Origin of the sequence: Streptomyces coffeae (assembly GCF_016741875.1) — a bacterium.
Classification (GTDB): domain Bacteria; phylum Actinomycetota; class Actinomycetes; order Streptomycetales; family Streptomycetaceae; genus Streptomyces; species Streptomyces coffeae.
Genome location: NZ_JAERRF010000005.1, coordinates 24,020 through 35,958, shown reverse-complemented (window position 1 = coordinate 35,958; position 11,939 = coordinate 24,020). Strand labels below are relative to the sequence as shown.

Here is an 11,939-nt window from a genome sequence, read left to right as displayed (position 1 = left end):
GACCGGCACGGCATGGCGAGGGCGGCATGAGTGAGCCGATCGTCTACGCCGACACCTGGCGGCCGGTGATGGAAGCGGCGGGCTACCGCTGCCAGTGCACCGGCCAGTGCGGCAACCCGCATACCAAGGGCGGCGGGCGGTGCCCGCGTGAGCACGACCACCACGCCAGCAAGCACCGCGGCCCCGTCCACCTGATCGCGGCCCCCGCCGACCCGCTCACCCCCGCCCGCGTTGCGGCCGGGCTTCCGGCGGCCGGGTTGCAGGCGTGGTGCCCGGACTGCCAAGACGCCACCCGCCGCGCCGCCCAGCGTGCGGCCCGCACCGCGGCAGACCCCGCGCAGGGTGGCCTCTTCGACCTCTAGCGGCCCCTCGCCGCCGCGTTCCCCTTTCACGGAGGTGCCTTGTATGAATGCGCCCCTGCCCTTCCGACCGCCGGGTGAGCCGGTCCCCGACTGGCCCGCCCCCGACCTGTACGGCCCCGTCCAGCAGCCGCTGAGCGGGGCCGTGGAACTCGCCGCCGAACGCGGTCCCGTCGTCTACATCCCCGGCGCCCACGGCGGGTTCGTGGCCGTGCGCCGTGAGGATCTGCCCACCATCCACGCCCCCGTGCCCGCTCCGGCGCCGGTCCGGTCGGGGGTGGACCCACACGCGCAGCGGCTGGCCGCCAAGGGCGTGCTCTCCGCCGGTGCCGGGGTGGGCGCGTACTTCGCCGCCGGGGCCGCGGCCATCGTCGTGGACTCTCTCGTCCAGGTCCTGATTGCTGCGGGCGTCGCCGTCGGGGTCGCCGTCGCTGCCCCCGGCCGACGGCGCGGCGGCGACACCTTCGTCACCCACCACCACGTCAGTAACCGCTGGTTCGGCCGCTCTCACACCCACATCCGCAATCGCTGAGCAGGAGGGACGCCCCATGGACGGCATCGTCCGCACTGCCGAACAGATCGTGGTCATCGAGGCTGCACGCACCTACGTCGCCGGAATCCGGCCGGTCGACATGACCGACTCCGGGCGGCTCGCCGGTCACCTCATGGCGGCCGAAACGCTCCTGATGAAGATCGCCGAGGCGTTCAACGAGCCCGAGCCCACTGCCTGACCTGACCGCACCCAGCACGCCTATCCGTCTCTGACCAGGAAGGACGCTTCGCCATGCGTGTCCTGTCCCATGGGCTGTCCCGTCGCTACCGGGGCGCCCTCGACCACGTCACCGAGATCGCCGACGCCGCTGCCGCGCTGGTCGAGCAACACACCGGTGACCGGATCGGCCCGGCCGACCTCGCCGTCACCAACACCGCCGGGGTCACCGAGGTGATCGTGACCGAACACCAGGCCCTGTTCGGTGTCAGCGACCCCAGCTTGTGGCGTGCGAGGGGCCGCTACGGAGCCACCACCCTCACCCGCCGCGGTGTCCTGGTGGTCATCAACGCCGAGGAATGCCGGGGCCGCACCACCGAGATCACCAAGACCGTGGTGCATGAGCTGGTCCACGCCGCCCAGTACGCACGCCCCGGCCGCCGCGCCGCCATCCTGCGCCACCTGCGCAACAACTACGGCCTGGAGCCGATGGCCGCGGCGGAGGTCCGCGCCGCGAACCGGCAGATCGACACCGACGAACGCGAAGCCAAGCGCCTGGAACGCCTCGCCCACAACCTCTGACCAGGAAGGAAACACCTATGAGCGACGTCTACCGCTCCTACACCCCCCGCGAGAAGCGCCAGCGTGCCTGGCTGATGGTGCGTACCACCAAGCAGGCCGCCGCCGACGCCGTGGATCCCCGTCTCGAGCGGCGGATCGACGACATCGACGCACGCGCCGAGGAGCGCGGCCAGTTGGAGGCTGCGGCTCTGCACCGGCAGAACGACAAGGCTCGGGCCGAACTTGCCGCCGCGAAGGCGGCCGAACGCGCGGCGTCGCGTGAGGACCGGTCCGCGGCCCGCGATGCCCGCAAGCGCGCGGAGAAGCGGGCACGGGCCACCGAACAGGCCATCCGCCGCGCCGGTCTCTGACCCTTCTGTGCCAACCGGGCCCGCTGCCGATTCGGTGGCGGGCCCGGCGGGCGCGGTGGGGCCGGACAACCCCGTTCGGCCACTCGCCCCTTCTGGGAGGACATCGCAATGGATGAGCTGATCCAGCTCGCACGAGTCATCAGCAACAGCAAGCCGCACCGGACCAAGGTCCGCGCCGCGCGTTGGGAGGGGGAGTGGGAGTGGAGGTGCAGCTGCGGGGCCAAGAGCAACCGCTACTTCACCACCAACGCCGCCACCGGTAAGGACGCGGCCCGGCACGAGCGGCGCGGCAAGTAGACACGCCCCTGGGGCGGCCGTCACCCGGCCAAGGAAGACCGGCCGCCCCAGGGCCCCTACCAGCCCGCATTTCCACATCAGGCAGGAGGAGTTCCATCATGACTGAGGCGCCCGCCATGGGAAGCCTGCACAACCTCGACGACCACCGCGCAGCCAAAGAAGCCACCCCCGCGCGGGTGAGTCTGGCCAAGCCCACCATCGCCGCCGGTCCCGCCCCAGTTGCCGACACCGTCCCGGAACAGCCGCGGCAGTCCGATGCGGACACCGCACTGCCCGGCGGCTCGAGTAGCCGCCGGATGAGGCGTGTCGTGCGCCGGGTGCGGACCGTCGCGATGCACGACCGCACTCGCAAGATTCTTGGTGCGACGGTCCGGCATACCGCCTACGTGTGGGGAGGTGCCGGGGTCGTGACGAAGCGGGCGTGGGAGGGCCGTACCGTTGCCGTCCATCACCGCATGCGTGCCCTGTCCCTGGCGACCGGGGATACGGTTGCGGCTGCTGAGTGGCAGGACAAGGCCGATTCGTTCCGCCGGGAGCGTCACCAGCGCCGGATGGACCTGATCGCCCGTACCCCGCAGGCGGTGAAGTCCGCCGCCATCGGCGTGGCCGGTGTCGAGGGTGCGTTGCTGCTGCTCGGCGCCTGTATGGCCATCCATGACCACCAGCTGTACGACGTGGTGGTGCCGACGCGGGCCGCCATGGACGCGATTCGTGCGGTGTGCTGGTTCGTCGGGATCGCCTGGGGCCCGACGCTTGCGCTCACGCTGTTCGCTGGCCTCTCGCACCTGTGGCGGGCTGGGCAGAAGCACGAGACGGCCCCGGCATGGGCCCGTCCGGCGTCCGGCACGGCGACCGATGTGCCGATCACCCCGTCGATCGTGGTCACGGCGCTGAGGGATCTGGGGATTGCTCAGTTGAAGAACGGCATCAAGGAGATGGCCGACGGCGCCGCGGGCATGCTCGGGCCGATCACCCTTGCCGGGTGCGGTGTCGAGGTTGACGTCACCTTGCCGTCCGGTGTGAGCACCGAAGAGGTGCTGAACAAGCGGCGGAAGCTGGCGGAGAACATGAACCGCCACGAACACGAGCTGCACATGGTGATTCCGCCGACGCCCCGCACGGTGCGCATGTGGATCGCTGACTGCGGTGCGCTGGACGAGCCGATCGGGCCGTCACCGCTGGTGCTCGATGCGGACATGACCGCCGACTACAAGTCGGGCCGGGCCCCGTGGGGTCAGGACCTGCGGGGCGAGACGGCGCTGATCAGTCTGTTCCAACGGCACATGCTCGTCACCGGCCTGTCGAACCAGGGCAAGACCGCGTCCCTGCGAGCACTCGCCCTGTGGCTGGCGCTCGACCCGCGGGTCAAGTTCCGGGTTGCCGACCTCAAGGGGGTTGGGGACTGGGGCATGTTCAAGGGCCTCGCCGAGGTGCTGATCGAGGGCCCGACCGATGAGCACGTCATGGAGGCGACGCACATGGTTGAGGAGGGAGTAGAGGAGATGCAGCGTCGGGGGGAGCTCATGCGGGAGCTCTCCGCCAAGGGCTGGAGTCAGGACAGGATCCTGGCCGACCCGCGGTTCGCCCCCCTCGTGCTCATCGTCGACGAGGCGCAGGTGGCCTACGGCTCGGGCGCCAGGGAGACGCACGTCGCGGAGAGCGGAGCGGTCAAGTACGGCGCGCCCTACGGGGGGCAGAAGCAGACCTCCCGGTACTTCCAGGCCATCAAGAAGATTCACGATCAGGGGCGCGCAGTCAGCGTGACCACATGGGAGGGCACGCAGGACCCGACGGACCAGAACCTGCCTGCTCGCTCCCGCGCGGGCAACCACATCCGGGCATCCCTGGTGGTCGGCACCGAGTCGCAGGCCAAGATGGCGCTTGGAGACGCACCGGTCGACGCCGGCGCGGCCCCGCACAAACTCCGGCAGGGCCTGGACAAGGGCACGCTGGTCGTGGCCGGTGACGGGATCAAGCTGGCACCGGGGCAGCCGTCCATCACCGTGCGGACCCACTTCATCGACATCGACCCGGCGAAAGAGATTGCCGAGCGGGCGAAGGCGCGTCGGGCGGGCGTCGAGACGCGAAGCCCGCAGGAGCCCGAGCAGGAAGTGGACCACCTTGCCGACGTGCTCACCGTGCTCGGTGAGGCGGACCGGCTGAGGTCCCCGGACATGCTGCACGGCCTGAAGAACCTCAACAGCGTCGTGTACGGCGAGTGGACGTTCGAGGTTCTGACGCAGGCCCTGAAGCCGTTGGGAGCGGAGCCGCGCAAGTACAACGGCAACCCGTCGATCTCCCGTGCACGGGTGCTCGCGGCCATCGAGCGGCGCGCCGAAGAGGCGGAAGAGGCCACCGAGTTCGACACAGAGTGATGGGGAGGGGTTTGGGGAGGCACGGAAATCCTGGGGAGTTCTCCCCAACTGCCTCCCCAACCCGCCTCCCCAGCATTTACCTGCGGCAACACCCCAGTTGGGGAGGCTGGGGAGGCTGGGGAGGCGCGCGCCGGACACCCCGGAAACCCCCGGAATCAGCAGTCCCAGGGCCCCTCGCTGCCTCCCTCCCTGCACACACAGTCACCATCCGAGAGGCTGTCATGTTCGAGATCCGAGTCATCTGCGACCCCGCCGACACCGACCACATCGTCGCCGCACTGGACCGCACCTTCACCACCGGCACCGTGACCGTCCATCCCGCCCGCGACGGCAAGCGCACTCGCATGTACACGCTCGCCGAGCACCGCTCCACGCCGGTGCCGACGCCGTCTGCGTCACCGGAGACCGCCTACCACCACGCGCCGCCGCTCTTCCTCGAAGCCAAGTGGTGCCACGACACCGCCAACCACCCCGACCACGAGCGGGACCGCGAATACCTGATCCGCAAAGCCGCCCTCCTGGACCGCATCGCACTGCACCGCCCCAGCGACAGCAGCGACGCCGAAGCAGCCGATGCCGCCGCACTCGTCCTCATCGACACCGACCGCGCTAGCGGACTTGACACCGCTGACGCCGAGGCCGATCCGCGCGTTTATGTGCGCGAGCAGTACGCCACCGCTGCTCTCCACGCCTAGTCACCAGCCAACCGCGACGAAACGAGGAACGCCGAATGACCACCCTTCCCTACGGCGACCCCATCGAGTGGGACTGGATCCCCGAGAAGTGGATCGAAGCCTTCACCCGCGCGATCGAAGACCACGGACACACCGTCCTCGACGCGCACGACTTCGCAATCACCCTCGACGTACCTGGCCTGGACGAAGACGAGGAGTGGTCCCTCGTGAAGCCGAACTTCCATGGCCTGTGGGCCTACGGCTCCTATACCAACGGCCGCTGCAACAACCCCGGATGGATCTACGAGGATGCCGCTGACCCGCAGGCCGTAGCGAACGTGGTCCACGCGATCCTCACCGGCGCACCGCTCAAGCGGTTCTTCACCGCGGGCGCCATGGCCGTCTACCCCGCCCCCCGGCAGTCCGGCGCCTAGACACGGCTGGGGCGGCCGTCTCTCGCCAAAGTCACGGCCGCCCCGATCTCCCGCTCAATCCACAGAACTGGAGACATCCAGCATGACCCAACCCACCCTGATCCGGCGAGTGGCACTCACCTTGGCCGCCGCCGGACTCCCCGTGCTGCCCCTGCGCGCGGGCAAGGCGCCATTCGGGAACTGCCACCAGTGCGCGAACAACGCGTGCGGTGGCCGACCGAACATGAAGACCGCCGGGCCGTGCCGCTGCCCCGGCGTCTGCCACGCGTGGGCCGCCGCCACCACCGACCCGCACGTCCTCAGCTCCCCGCCATGGACGGCCGCATGGCGGCGGGCCGTCTGCGTCGCCTACCACCCCGGCGCCGCCGGGGTGACCGTGGTGGACCTGGACGACGCTGCGGCCGTTACATGGGCCCGTGAGACCCTGCCCGCCACCCGGACCGTGGAGACGACGCGCGGTGAGCACTGGGTCTACCGCGGCGCCATGCCATCGCACAACGCGGTCCGGCCCGGTGTCGACATCAAGTCATCCATGTCCTACGCCCGCTGGCTAGGCCCCGGCACCGGCACCATGACGGCCTTGCCGGACATCGTGCGCGCGCTGGCCGTGAAGGAACCCCCCACGGTCCGGCGGGCACCGCAGGCCATCGCCATGCCCTCTTGGGCCGCCGGGGATGGGGTCTGTCCTCACCGCACGCCCACCTACCTGGACCGTGGCATCGCCATGGCCCAGCAGCGCATCACCGAGGCCCGCAGCGCGGTCCACGCCACCGTCTACCGGACTTTCCTCGCCGTGCTGTCCACCCACGGCCGGTGCGGCTGCCTCACCGAGGCCCACATCGCGCGGCTGTTCACCGCCGCTCAGGCCAAGGGCGAATCCCCCCGGCACTGCACCGACGCGTGGACGAACGCCCGCACTGCACTGGGGATGTGAGTCATGTCCGAGGATGAGAAGACTCCGGCCCGTCAAATCATCACCGACTATGCGCAAGCGCACTTCCGGTACTTCCGCACCATCGACGGCACCGTGTACGCGCAGAAGAACGGCCACCCCGTCGCCCGGCCCATCCGCTCCCAGGGCACAACTGGGAGCCACCGGCAGGAACTCATGGTGGGCCTGTTCAAGGACGGGGTCGGCGTGTTCAACGGCACGGCACTCAAGGAGGCGTTGGACTTGATCGAAGCACTCGCGCTGACCGAGGACGTACAGCCCACCCACATCCGCGTGGCGCCCGGGTTCGACGGGGCGACCTGGCTCGACTTGGGCCGCGACGACGGCAAGTCCGTCCGCATCCACCCCACCGGCTGGGACATCCTCACCCCCGACCCGCAGGAAGTCTGCTGGCGGCGCACCCAGCTCACCGGCGAACTCCCCCTGCCCGCCCAGGACACCAACGGCAAGGGCATCGACCTCCTCCTCCGTCTGTGCAACTTCGCCAGTGCCGAGACCGAATGCCTGGCCATCGCCTGGCTGATCGGCTGCCTGGAGCCGTCCGTGCCCGTGCCCGCGCCGTTCCTCACCGGCCCCCAAGGGGCGGGCAAGTCCACGGGCGGCCGGATGCTGGTGCGGATCATCGAAGGGATGAGTGGCGACCTGCGCCGGGCGCCAAAGGACGAGGAGAACATGATCACGGCCGTCGCCGCCGGATGGGTCACCGCCCTGGACAACCTCTCCCACCTGCCCCCGGACCTGTCCGACCTCATGTGCTGCATCGTGACGGGTGCCGAGAGCATCAAGCGCGCGCTCTTCACCGACGGCGACGTCGTCCGCTCCCGCTACCGGCGCCCCATGCTGCTGACCGGTATCGACGTCGGCGTTATCCGCCCCGACCTCGCCGAACGCCTCCTGCCGCTCCGTCTCGTGCGGCCCCGGGTGCGGCGAACCGAGGCAGAGCTGTGGATGGAGTACGCGGAGATCCTGCCGGTCGTTCTCGGCTCGCTGCTGGACCTGACAGTCAAAGTGCGGGCCGCCCAGGCGGACACCCCCACCGACCTGCGGATGGCCGACTTCGCCCACCTGTGCGCGCAGCTCGATGCGGCTACCGGCTTCGGCTCCCTGGCCGCGTACCGGGCCAGCCTTGATGACCTCAACGACGACGTCATCGAAGGAGACCTCCTTGCCCAGACGGTTCTGAAGCACGCTGCCGGGCTCGATGCGGGCGCGGAGGTCCGTATGACGTCATCGGAGTGGCTGCACTGCCTCACCGGCCTCTACAGCGGCGAGGAGTGCCGTCCCCTGCCCAAGGGCTGGCCCACCACGGGCAAGGTCCTCTCCGACCGGCTTAAGCGGCTACAGCCTACCCTCGCCGCGCGCGGCGTCCTCATCGACTGGGGCCGCACCCGCTCCGCCCGCTACATCGAGATGACCCGACCCCCGCTCCCGCCACAGAACGAGCAGGAAACGGCGTTCTGACCCGCGCCACCACGGAGCCACCCCGAACAAGCAAGAGGAGCACCCCCGCCCGTGGTGCTCCTCTTGCTCCTCCGGCGGCTTGCCGCCGCCTGAGGACGCGCCGCGAAGCGGCTCCTTCTTCACGTCCTGGGGCACCGCCCCACCACAGACACCACCCCCTCTTCTTTTTCCTAAGAGAAGAGACCCCGCGTCACCCACGTCACCAGCCACCCGAAAGCGGTTCCTGACCAGCGGCTACAGCGGTGACGCAGACAGCCAAACCTGCGTCATCCCGCGTCACCCGCGTCACGGGTGACAGAACCCCGCCCCACCCTGTGACACGCCCCGAGCTGCCCGCGTCACCGCATAACCGCAGGTCAGAACCGCAAATGACGTGCGTGACGCGATGACGCAGAAATCCGAACCTCGGACAGGCGCCGACCTCCGAAACAGGACCCTTCGCCCGCGCACGGAGGACACCTCATGAGCACCGCACGTGAACAGCCGGACCCACGCGCCACGCTCCGCGCCGGATTGCCGGACCGCTACCTCACCCCCGGCGACATAGCCGAGATCTTCGAGGTGCCCAAGGAAACCGTCTACCAGTGGCGCAAGAAGCGCCTCGGGCCGCCGGGCTTCCGCATCGGCAAGCACCTGCGCTACGACCCGGCCGACGTCTATCGCTACGTCCGGGAGCGCAAGGCAGCTTCGGCCGCTGCCTGACCACAGACACAGCCCAACCACCCACGCCGCGAGGCGGGGCCACACGTTCCCGCCCCGCCCTCATGCACGCGAGAAGGGATCACAGCCTCCATGGCAGGTCATATCCAAGACCGCTGGTACAAGACAGAACCCGGCCCCGGCAAACCCCGCCGCATCAAGACCGACCGCCACGGCACCGGCATGCGCTACCGCGCCCGCTACATCGGCCCCGACGGCACCGAGAAGAGCAAGTCCTTCCCCGACAAACAGAAGCGGCTCGCCGACCAGTGGCTAGCCCACATCGAGGCCGACATGTCGCGCGGCCAATACATCGACCCGCGTGCCGGACGCATCACGTTCCGCGAGTATGGCGAGAAGTGGCTCGCAGCACAGACCACCGATATGAACACGCGGGTTCCGGTGAAGGTGCAGCTCAGGCTTCATGCCTTCCCCTACATCGGCTCACGCCCGCTGGACTCGTTCCAGCCCGAGCACATCCGAGAGTGGCTGGCCGAGCTGGAGCGTGCGGTACCGGCATCGTCGTACCGCCGAGTGATCTTCGCGAACGTCTCGTCTGTCCTGAACGCCGCCGTGGATGACAAGCTACTGCTCAAGAATCCGTGCAAGGCCCGATCGGTCCGGGCGCCCGAGCGAGGCGCCCCACGCGTACGGCCCTGGTCCACGGAACGCGTCTTCGCTGTACGGGACGCGCTCCCCAAGCGCTATCAGGCAATGGTCGACATCGGGGGCGGCTGTGGTCTCAGGCAGGGCGAAATCTTCGGCCTGCCTGGTGACGAAGTGAACTACGAAGCGGGATGGCTGCACGTCGCCTATCAGGTGAAGGTGGTCAATGGGCACCTGGTCCTCGCTCCGCCGAAGCGCAACAAGGAGCGTGACGTGCCCCTACCGGAGCGCATCGGTCACGTGCTCAAGGAGCATCGGAAGTACTTCCCGCCAGTTGAGGTGACGCTCCCGTGGCTGCGGCCGGACGGCCCGCCCGTCACCAAGCGGCTGCTGTTCTCCCTCGCAGGAGGCGGAGCGGTCCGCCGGACCGACTTCAACACTCGGGTGTGGAAGCCCGCACTCGTCGCGGCCGGGGTGATCCCCGAGCCGGAGAAGGGTGAGCGGCACGAGGCAGCCCGCGAACATGGCATGCACGCCCTGCGGCACTTCTACGCGTCGGTCCTGCTGGACGCCGGGGAGAACATCAAGGCACTGAGCGGCTACCTTGGGCACAGCGATCCCGGGTTCACGCTCCGGACGTACACGCACCTGATGCCCAGGAGCGAGGGGCGTACCCGGAAGGCCGTGGACCGGCTTTATGAGGCGGCCAAATCCGCGCCGGACGGCCCACAGACGGCCCAGGAGGGATGAGACGACTCCGGGCCAGCGTCGCGACAACGCTGGCCCGGATCATCGACTCAGTGGAGAATGCCTGCTGACCTGCGCTTACAGCACCGGCAGATTCTTCCGCAGCTCGAACGGCGTGACCTCCGAGCGGTACTCCTCCCACTCCTGCTTCTTGTTGCGCAGGAAGAAGTCGAAGACATGCTCGCCCAGGGTCTCCGCGACCAGCTCGCTGCGCTCCATCAGGGTGATGGCCTCGCCGAGGTTCTGCGGGAGGGGCTCGATGCCGAGGGAGCGGCGCTCGGCGTCGGAAAGGGCCCAGACGTCGTCGTCGGCGCCGGCCGGGAGTTCGTAGCCGCCCTCGATGCCCTTCAGGCCCGAGGCGAGCAGGACGGCGTAGGCGAGGTAGGGGTTGGCGCCGGAGTCCAGGGAGCGGACCTCGACGCGGGTGGAGCCGGTCTTGCCGGGCTTGTAGAGGGGGACCCGGACCAGCGCGGAGCGGTTGTTGTGGCCCCAGCAGATGTACGAGGGGGCCTCGCCGCCGGCGCCCGCGGTGCGCTGGGAGCCGCCCCAGATGCGCTTGTAGGAGTTGACCCACTGGTTGGTCACCGCGGAGATCTCCCCCGCGTGGCGGAGCAGACCGGCGATGAAGGACCGGCCGACCTTGGAGAGCTGGAACTCCGCGCCCGACTCGTAGAAGGCGTTCCGGTCGCCCTCGAAGAGGGAGAGATGCGTGTGCATACCGGAGCCGGGGAACTCCGAGAACGGCTTCGGCATGAAGGTGGCCTGGACGCCCTGCTCCAGCGCCACCTGCTTCATGACCAGACGGAACGTCATGATGTTGTCGGCGGTGGAGAGCGCGTCGGCGTAGCGCAGGTCGATCTCCTGCTGGCCGGGGGCGCCCTCGTGGTGGGAGAACTCGACCGAGATGCCCATCGATTCGAGCATGGTGATGGCCTGACGGCGGAAGTCCATGCCGATGTTCTGCGGGGTGTGGTCGAAGTAGCCGGAGGAGTCGGCGGGCACCGGGCGGCTGCCGTCCACCGGCTTCTGATTGAGCAGGAAGAACTCGATCTCGGGGTGGGTGTAGAAGGTGAAGCCGAGATCGGAGGTCTTGGCGAGGATGCGCTTGAGGACATAGCGCGGGTCGGCGAACGACGGGGAGCCGTCCGGCATCAGGATGTCGCAGAACATCCGGGCGGTCCCGGGGGCCTCGGCGCGCCAGGGCAGGATCTGGAAGGTGCCGGGATCCGGCTTGGCGATCATGTCGGACTCGTAGACGCGGGCGAACCCCTCGATCGCGGAGCCATCGAAGCCGATGCCCTCGTCGAAGGCGCCCTCGAGCTCGGCGGGTGCGACGGCGACGGACTTGAGGAAGCCGAGCACGTCGGTGAACCACAGCCGCACGAACCGGATGTCGCGCTCTTCGAGCGTCCGGAGCACGAACTCCTGCTGCTTATCCATGGTCCCCAATCCTTGCAGGTCAAGCGGCTCTTTCGGCGGGCGCGGAGCACCTGTCGCGGCCCCAGTATCACGCGGCGGGATTTCGGTGAGGTTTCCTCCGCTCTCCGCGCCCCGCACCACGTGTGTGCATCGTACTTTCCAGCGTGCCGCGACGGACCCGACCGTTCCGCGCCCCGGCGGCGCCTTCGGGGATGCGATACCCCTTGGGGGTAAGGTGCCGAATATCACGATCATCGGATATCGGAAAATCGGGA

The 11,939-nt window shown here is 69.1% G+C and carries 14 protein-coding genes; 13 read left to right on the top strand and 1 reads right to left on the bottom strand.

Annotation, left to right across the window (positions count from 1 at the left end; all coding sequences use genetic code 11):
- Positions 1–26 precede the first annotated feature (26 nt).
- The 13 genes from JK363_RS09440 (at position 27) to JK363_RS09380 (ending at position 10,248) form a co-directional block, all read left to right on the top strand.
- A complete protein-coding gene (locus JK363_RS09440; protein ID WP_201873826.1) occupies positions 27–362 on the top strand; it encodes a hypothetical protein in 336 nt (111 codons plus the stop codon).
- 43 nt (positions 363–405) lie between these two features.
- Positions 406–891, top strand: a complete 486-nt coding sequence (locus JK363_RS09435; RefSeq protein WP_201873824.1) for a hypothetical protein — start codon at positions 406–408, stop codon at positions 889–891.
- A gap of 16 nt (positions 892–907) precedes the next feature.
- The gene (locus tag JK363_RS09430) at positions 908–1,090 is read left to right on the top strand and encodes a hypothetical protein (RefSeq protein ID WP_201873822.1); all 183 of its coding nucleotides are present in this window, start codon (positions 908–910) and stop codon (positions 1,088–1,090) included.
- 53 nt (positions 1,091–1,143) lie between these two features.
- Positions 1,144–1,650: a hypothetical protein gene (locus JK363_RS09425; RefSeq protein ID WP_201873820.1), complete on the top strand. Its 507-nt coding sequence runs from the start codon at positions 1,144–1,146 to the stop codon at positions 1,648–1,650.
- A gap of 17 nt (positions 1,651–1,667) precedes the next feature.
- Positions 1,668–2,000 (top strand): hypothetical protein, encoded by a 333-nt coding sequence (locus JK363_RS09420; protein ID WP_201873818.1) that lies wholly within the window; start codon positions 1,668–1,670, stop codon positions 1,998–2,000.
- A gap of 108 nt (positions 2,001–2,108) precedes the next feature.
- A complete protein-coding gene (locus tag JK363_RS09415) occupies positions 2,109–2,297 on the top strand; it encodes a hypothetical protein (RefSeq protein WP_201873816.1) in 189 nt (62 codons plus the stop codon).
- A gap of 317 nt (positions 2,298–2,614) precedes the next feature.
- Positions 2,615–4,672: an FtsK/SpoIIIE domain-containing protein gene (locus JK363_RS09410; RefSeq protein ID WP_307821661.1), complete on the top strand. Its 2,058-nt coding sequence runs from the start codon at positions 2,615–2,617 to the stop codon at positions 4,670–4,672.
- Positions 4,673–4,893: 221 nt separating this feature from the next.
- Positions 4,894–5,367, top strand: a complete 474-nt coding sequence (locus JK363_RS09405) for a hypothetical protein (RefSeq protein WP_201873814.1) — start codon at positions 4,894–4,896, stop codon at positions 5,365–5,367.
- Between the two features lie 35 nt (positions 5,368–5,402).
- On the top strand, positions 5,403–5,780 hold the full coding sequence (locus JK363_RS09400; protein ID WP_201873813.1) for a hypothetical protein: 378 nt from the start codon (positions 5,403–5,405) through the stop codon (positions 5,778–5,780).
- Positions 5,781–5,862: 82 nt separating this feature from the next.
- Positions 5,863–6,714 (top strand): bifunctional DNA primase/polymerase, encoded by an 852-nt coding sequence (locus JK363_RS09395; protein ID WP_201873812.1) that lies wholly within the window; start codon positions 5,863–5,865, stop codon positions 6,712–6,714.
- 3 nt (positions 6,715–6,717) lie between these two features.
- Complete coding sequence (locus tag JK363_RS09390) at positions 6,718–8,193, top strand: AICE element replication initiation protein (protein WP_201873811.1); 1,476 nt, start codon at positions 6,718–6,720, stop codon at positions 8,191–8,193.
- 462 nt (positions 8,194–8,655) lie between these two features.
- The gene (locus tag JK363_RS09385) at positions 8,656–8,895 is read left to right on the top strand and encodes a helix-turn-helix transcriptional regulator (protein WP_201873810.1); all 240 of its coding nucleotides are present in this window, start codon (positions 8,656–8,658) and stop codon (positions 8,893–8,895) included.
- Between the two features lie 90 nt (positions 8,896–8,985).
- Entirely contained in the window at positions 8,986–10,248 is a 1,263-nt protein-coding gene (locus JK363_RS09380) for a tyrosine-type recombinase/integrase (RefSeq protein WP_201873809.1), read from the top strand.
- 75 nt (positions 10,249–10,323) lie between these two features.
- Here JK363_RS09380 and glnA2 read toward each other — a convergent pair whose 3' ends face one another.
- Positions 10,324–11,685, bottom strand: a complete 1,362-nt coding sequence (glnA2, locus tag JK363_RS09375; RefSeq protein ID WP_201873808.1) for a gamma-glutamylpolyamine synthetase GlnA2 — start codon at positions 11,683–11,685, stop codon at positions 10,324–10,326.
- Positions 11,686–11,939: the final 254 nt, after the last annotated feature.

Coding starts and splice junctions, on each gene's coding strand:
- JK363_RS09440 (WP_201873826.1), top strand. CDS start 27: ATGAGTGAGCCGATCGTCTACGCCGACACCTGGCGGCCGGTGATGGAA.
- JK363_RS09435 (WP_201873824.1), top strand. CDS start 406: ATGAATGCGCCCCTGCCCTTCCGACCGCCGGGTGAGCCGGTCCCCGAC.
- JK363_RS09430 (WP_201873822.1), top strand. CDS start 908: ATGGACGGCATCGTCCGCACTGCCGAACAGATCGTGGTCATCGAGGCT.
- JK363_RS09425 (WP_201873820.1), top strand. CDS start 1,144: ATGCGTGTCCTGTCCCATGGGCTGTCCCGTCGCTACCGGGGCGCCCTC.
- JK363_RS09420 (WP_201873818.1), top strand. CDS start 1,668: ATGAGCGACGTCTACCGCTCCTACACCCCCCGCGAGAAGCGCCAGCGT.
- JK363_RS09415 (WP_201873816.1), top strand. CDS start 2,109: ATGGATGAGCTGATCCAGCTCGCACGAGTCATCAGCAACAGCAAGCCG.
- JK363_RS09405 (WP_201873814.1), top strand. CDS start 4,894: ATGTTCGAGATCCGAGTCATCTGCGACCCCGCCGACACCGACCACATC.
- JK363_RS09400 (WP_201873813.1), top strand. CDS start 5,403: ATGACCACCCTTCCCTACGGCGACCCCATCGAGTGGGACTGGATCCCC.
- JK363_RS09395 (WP_201873812.1), top strand. CDS start 5,863: ATGACCCAACCCACCCTGATCCGGCGAGTGGCACTCACCTTGGCCGCC.
- JK363_RS09390 (WP_201873811.1), top strand. CDS start 6,718: ATGTCCGAGGATGAGAAGACTCCGGCCCGTCAAATCATCACCGACTAT.
- JK363_RS09385 (WP_201873810.1), top strand. CDS start 8,656: ATGAGCACCGCACGTGAACAGCCGGACCCACGCGCCACGCTCCGCGCC.
- JK363_RS09380 (WP_201873809.1), top strand. CDS start 8,986: ATGGCAGGTCATATCCAAGACCGCTGGTACAAGACAGAACCCGGCCCC.
- glnA2 (WP_201873808.1), bottom strand. CDS start 11,685: ATGGATAAGCAGCAGGAGTTCGTGCTCCGGACGCTCGAAGAGCGCGAC.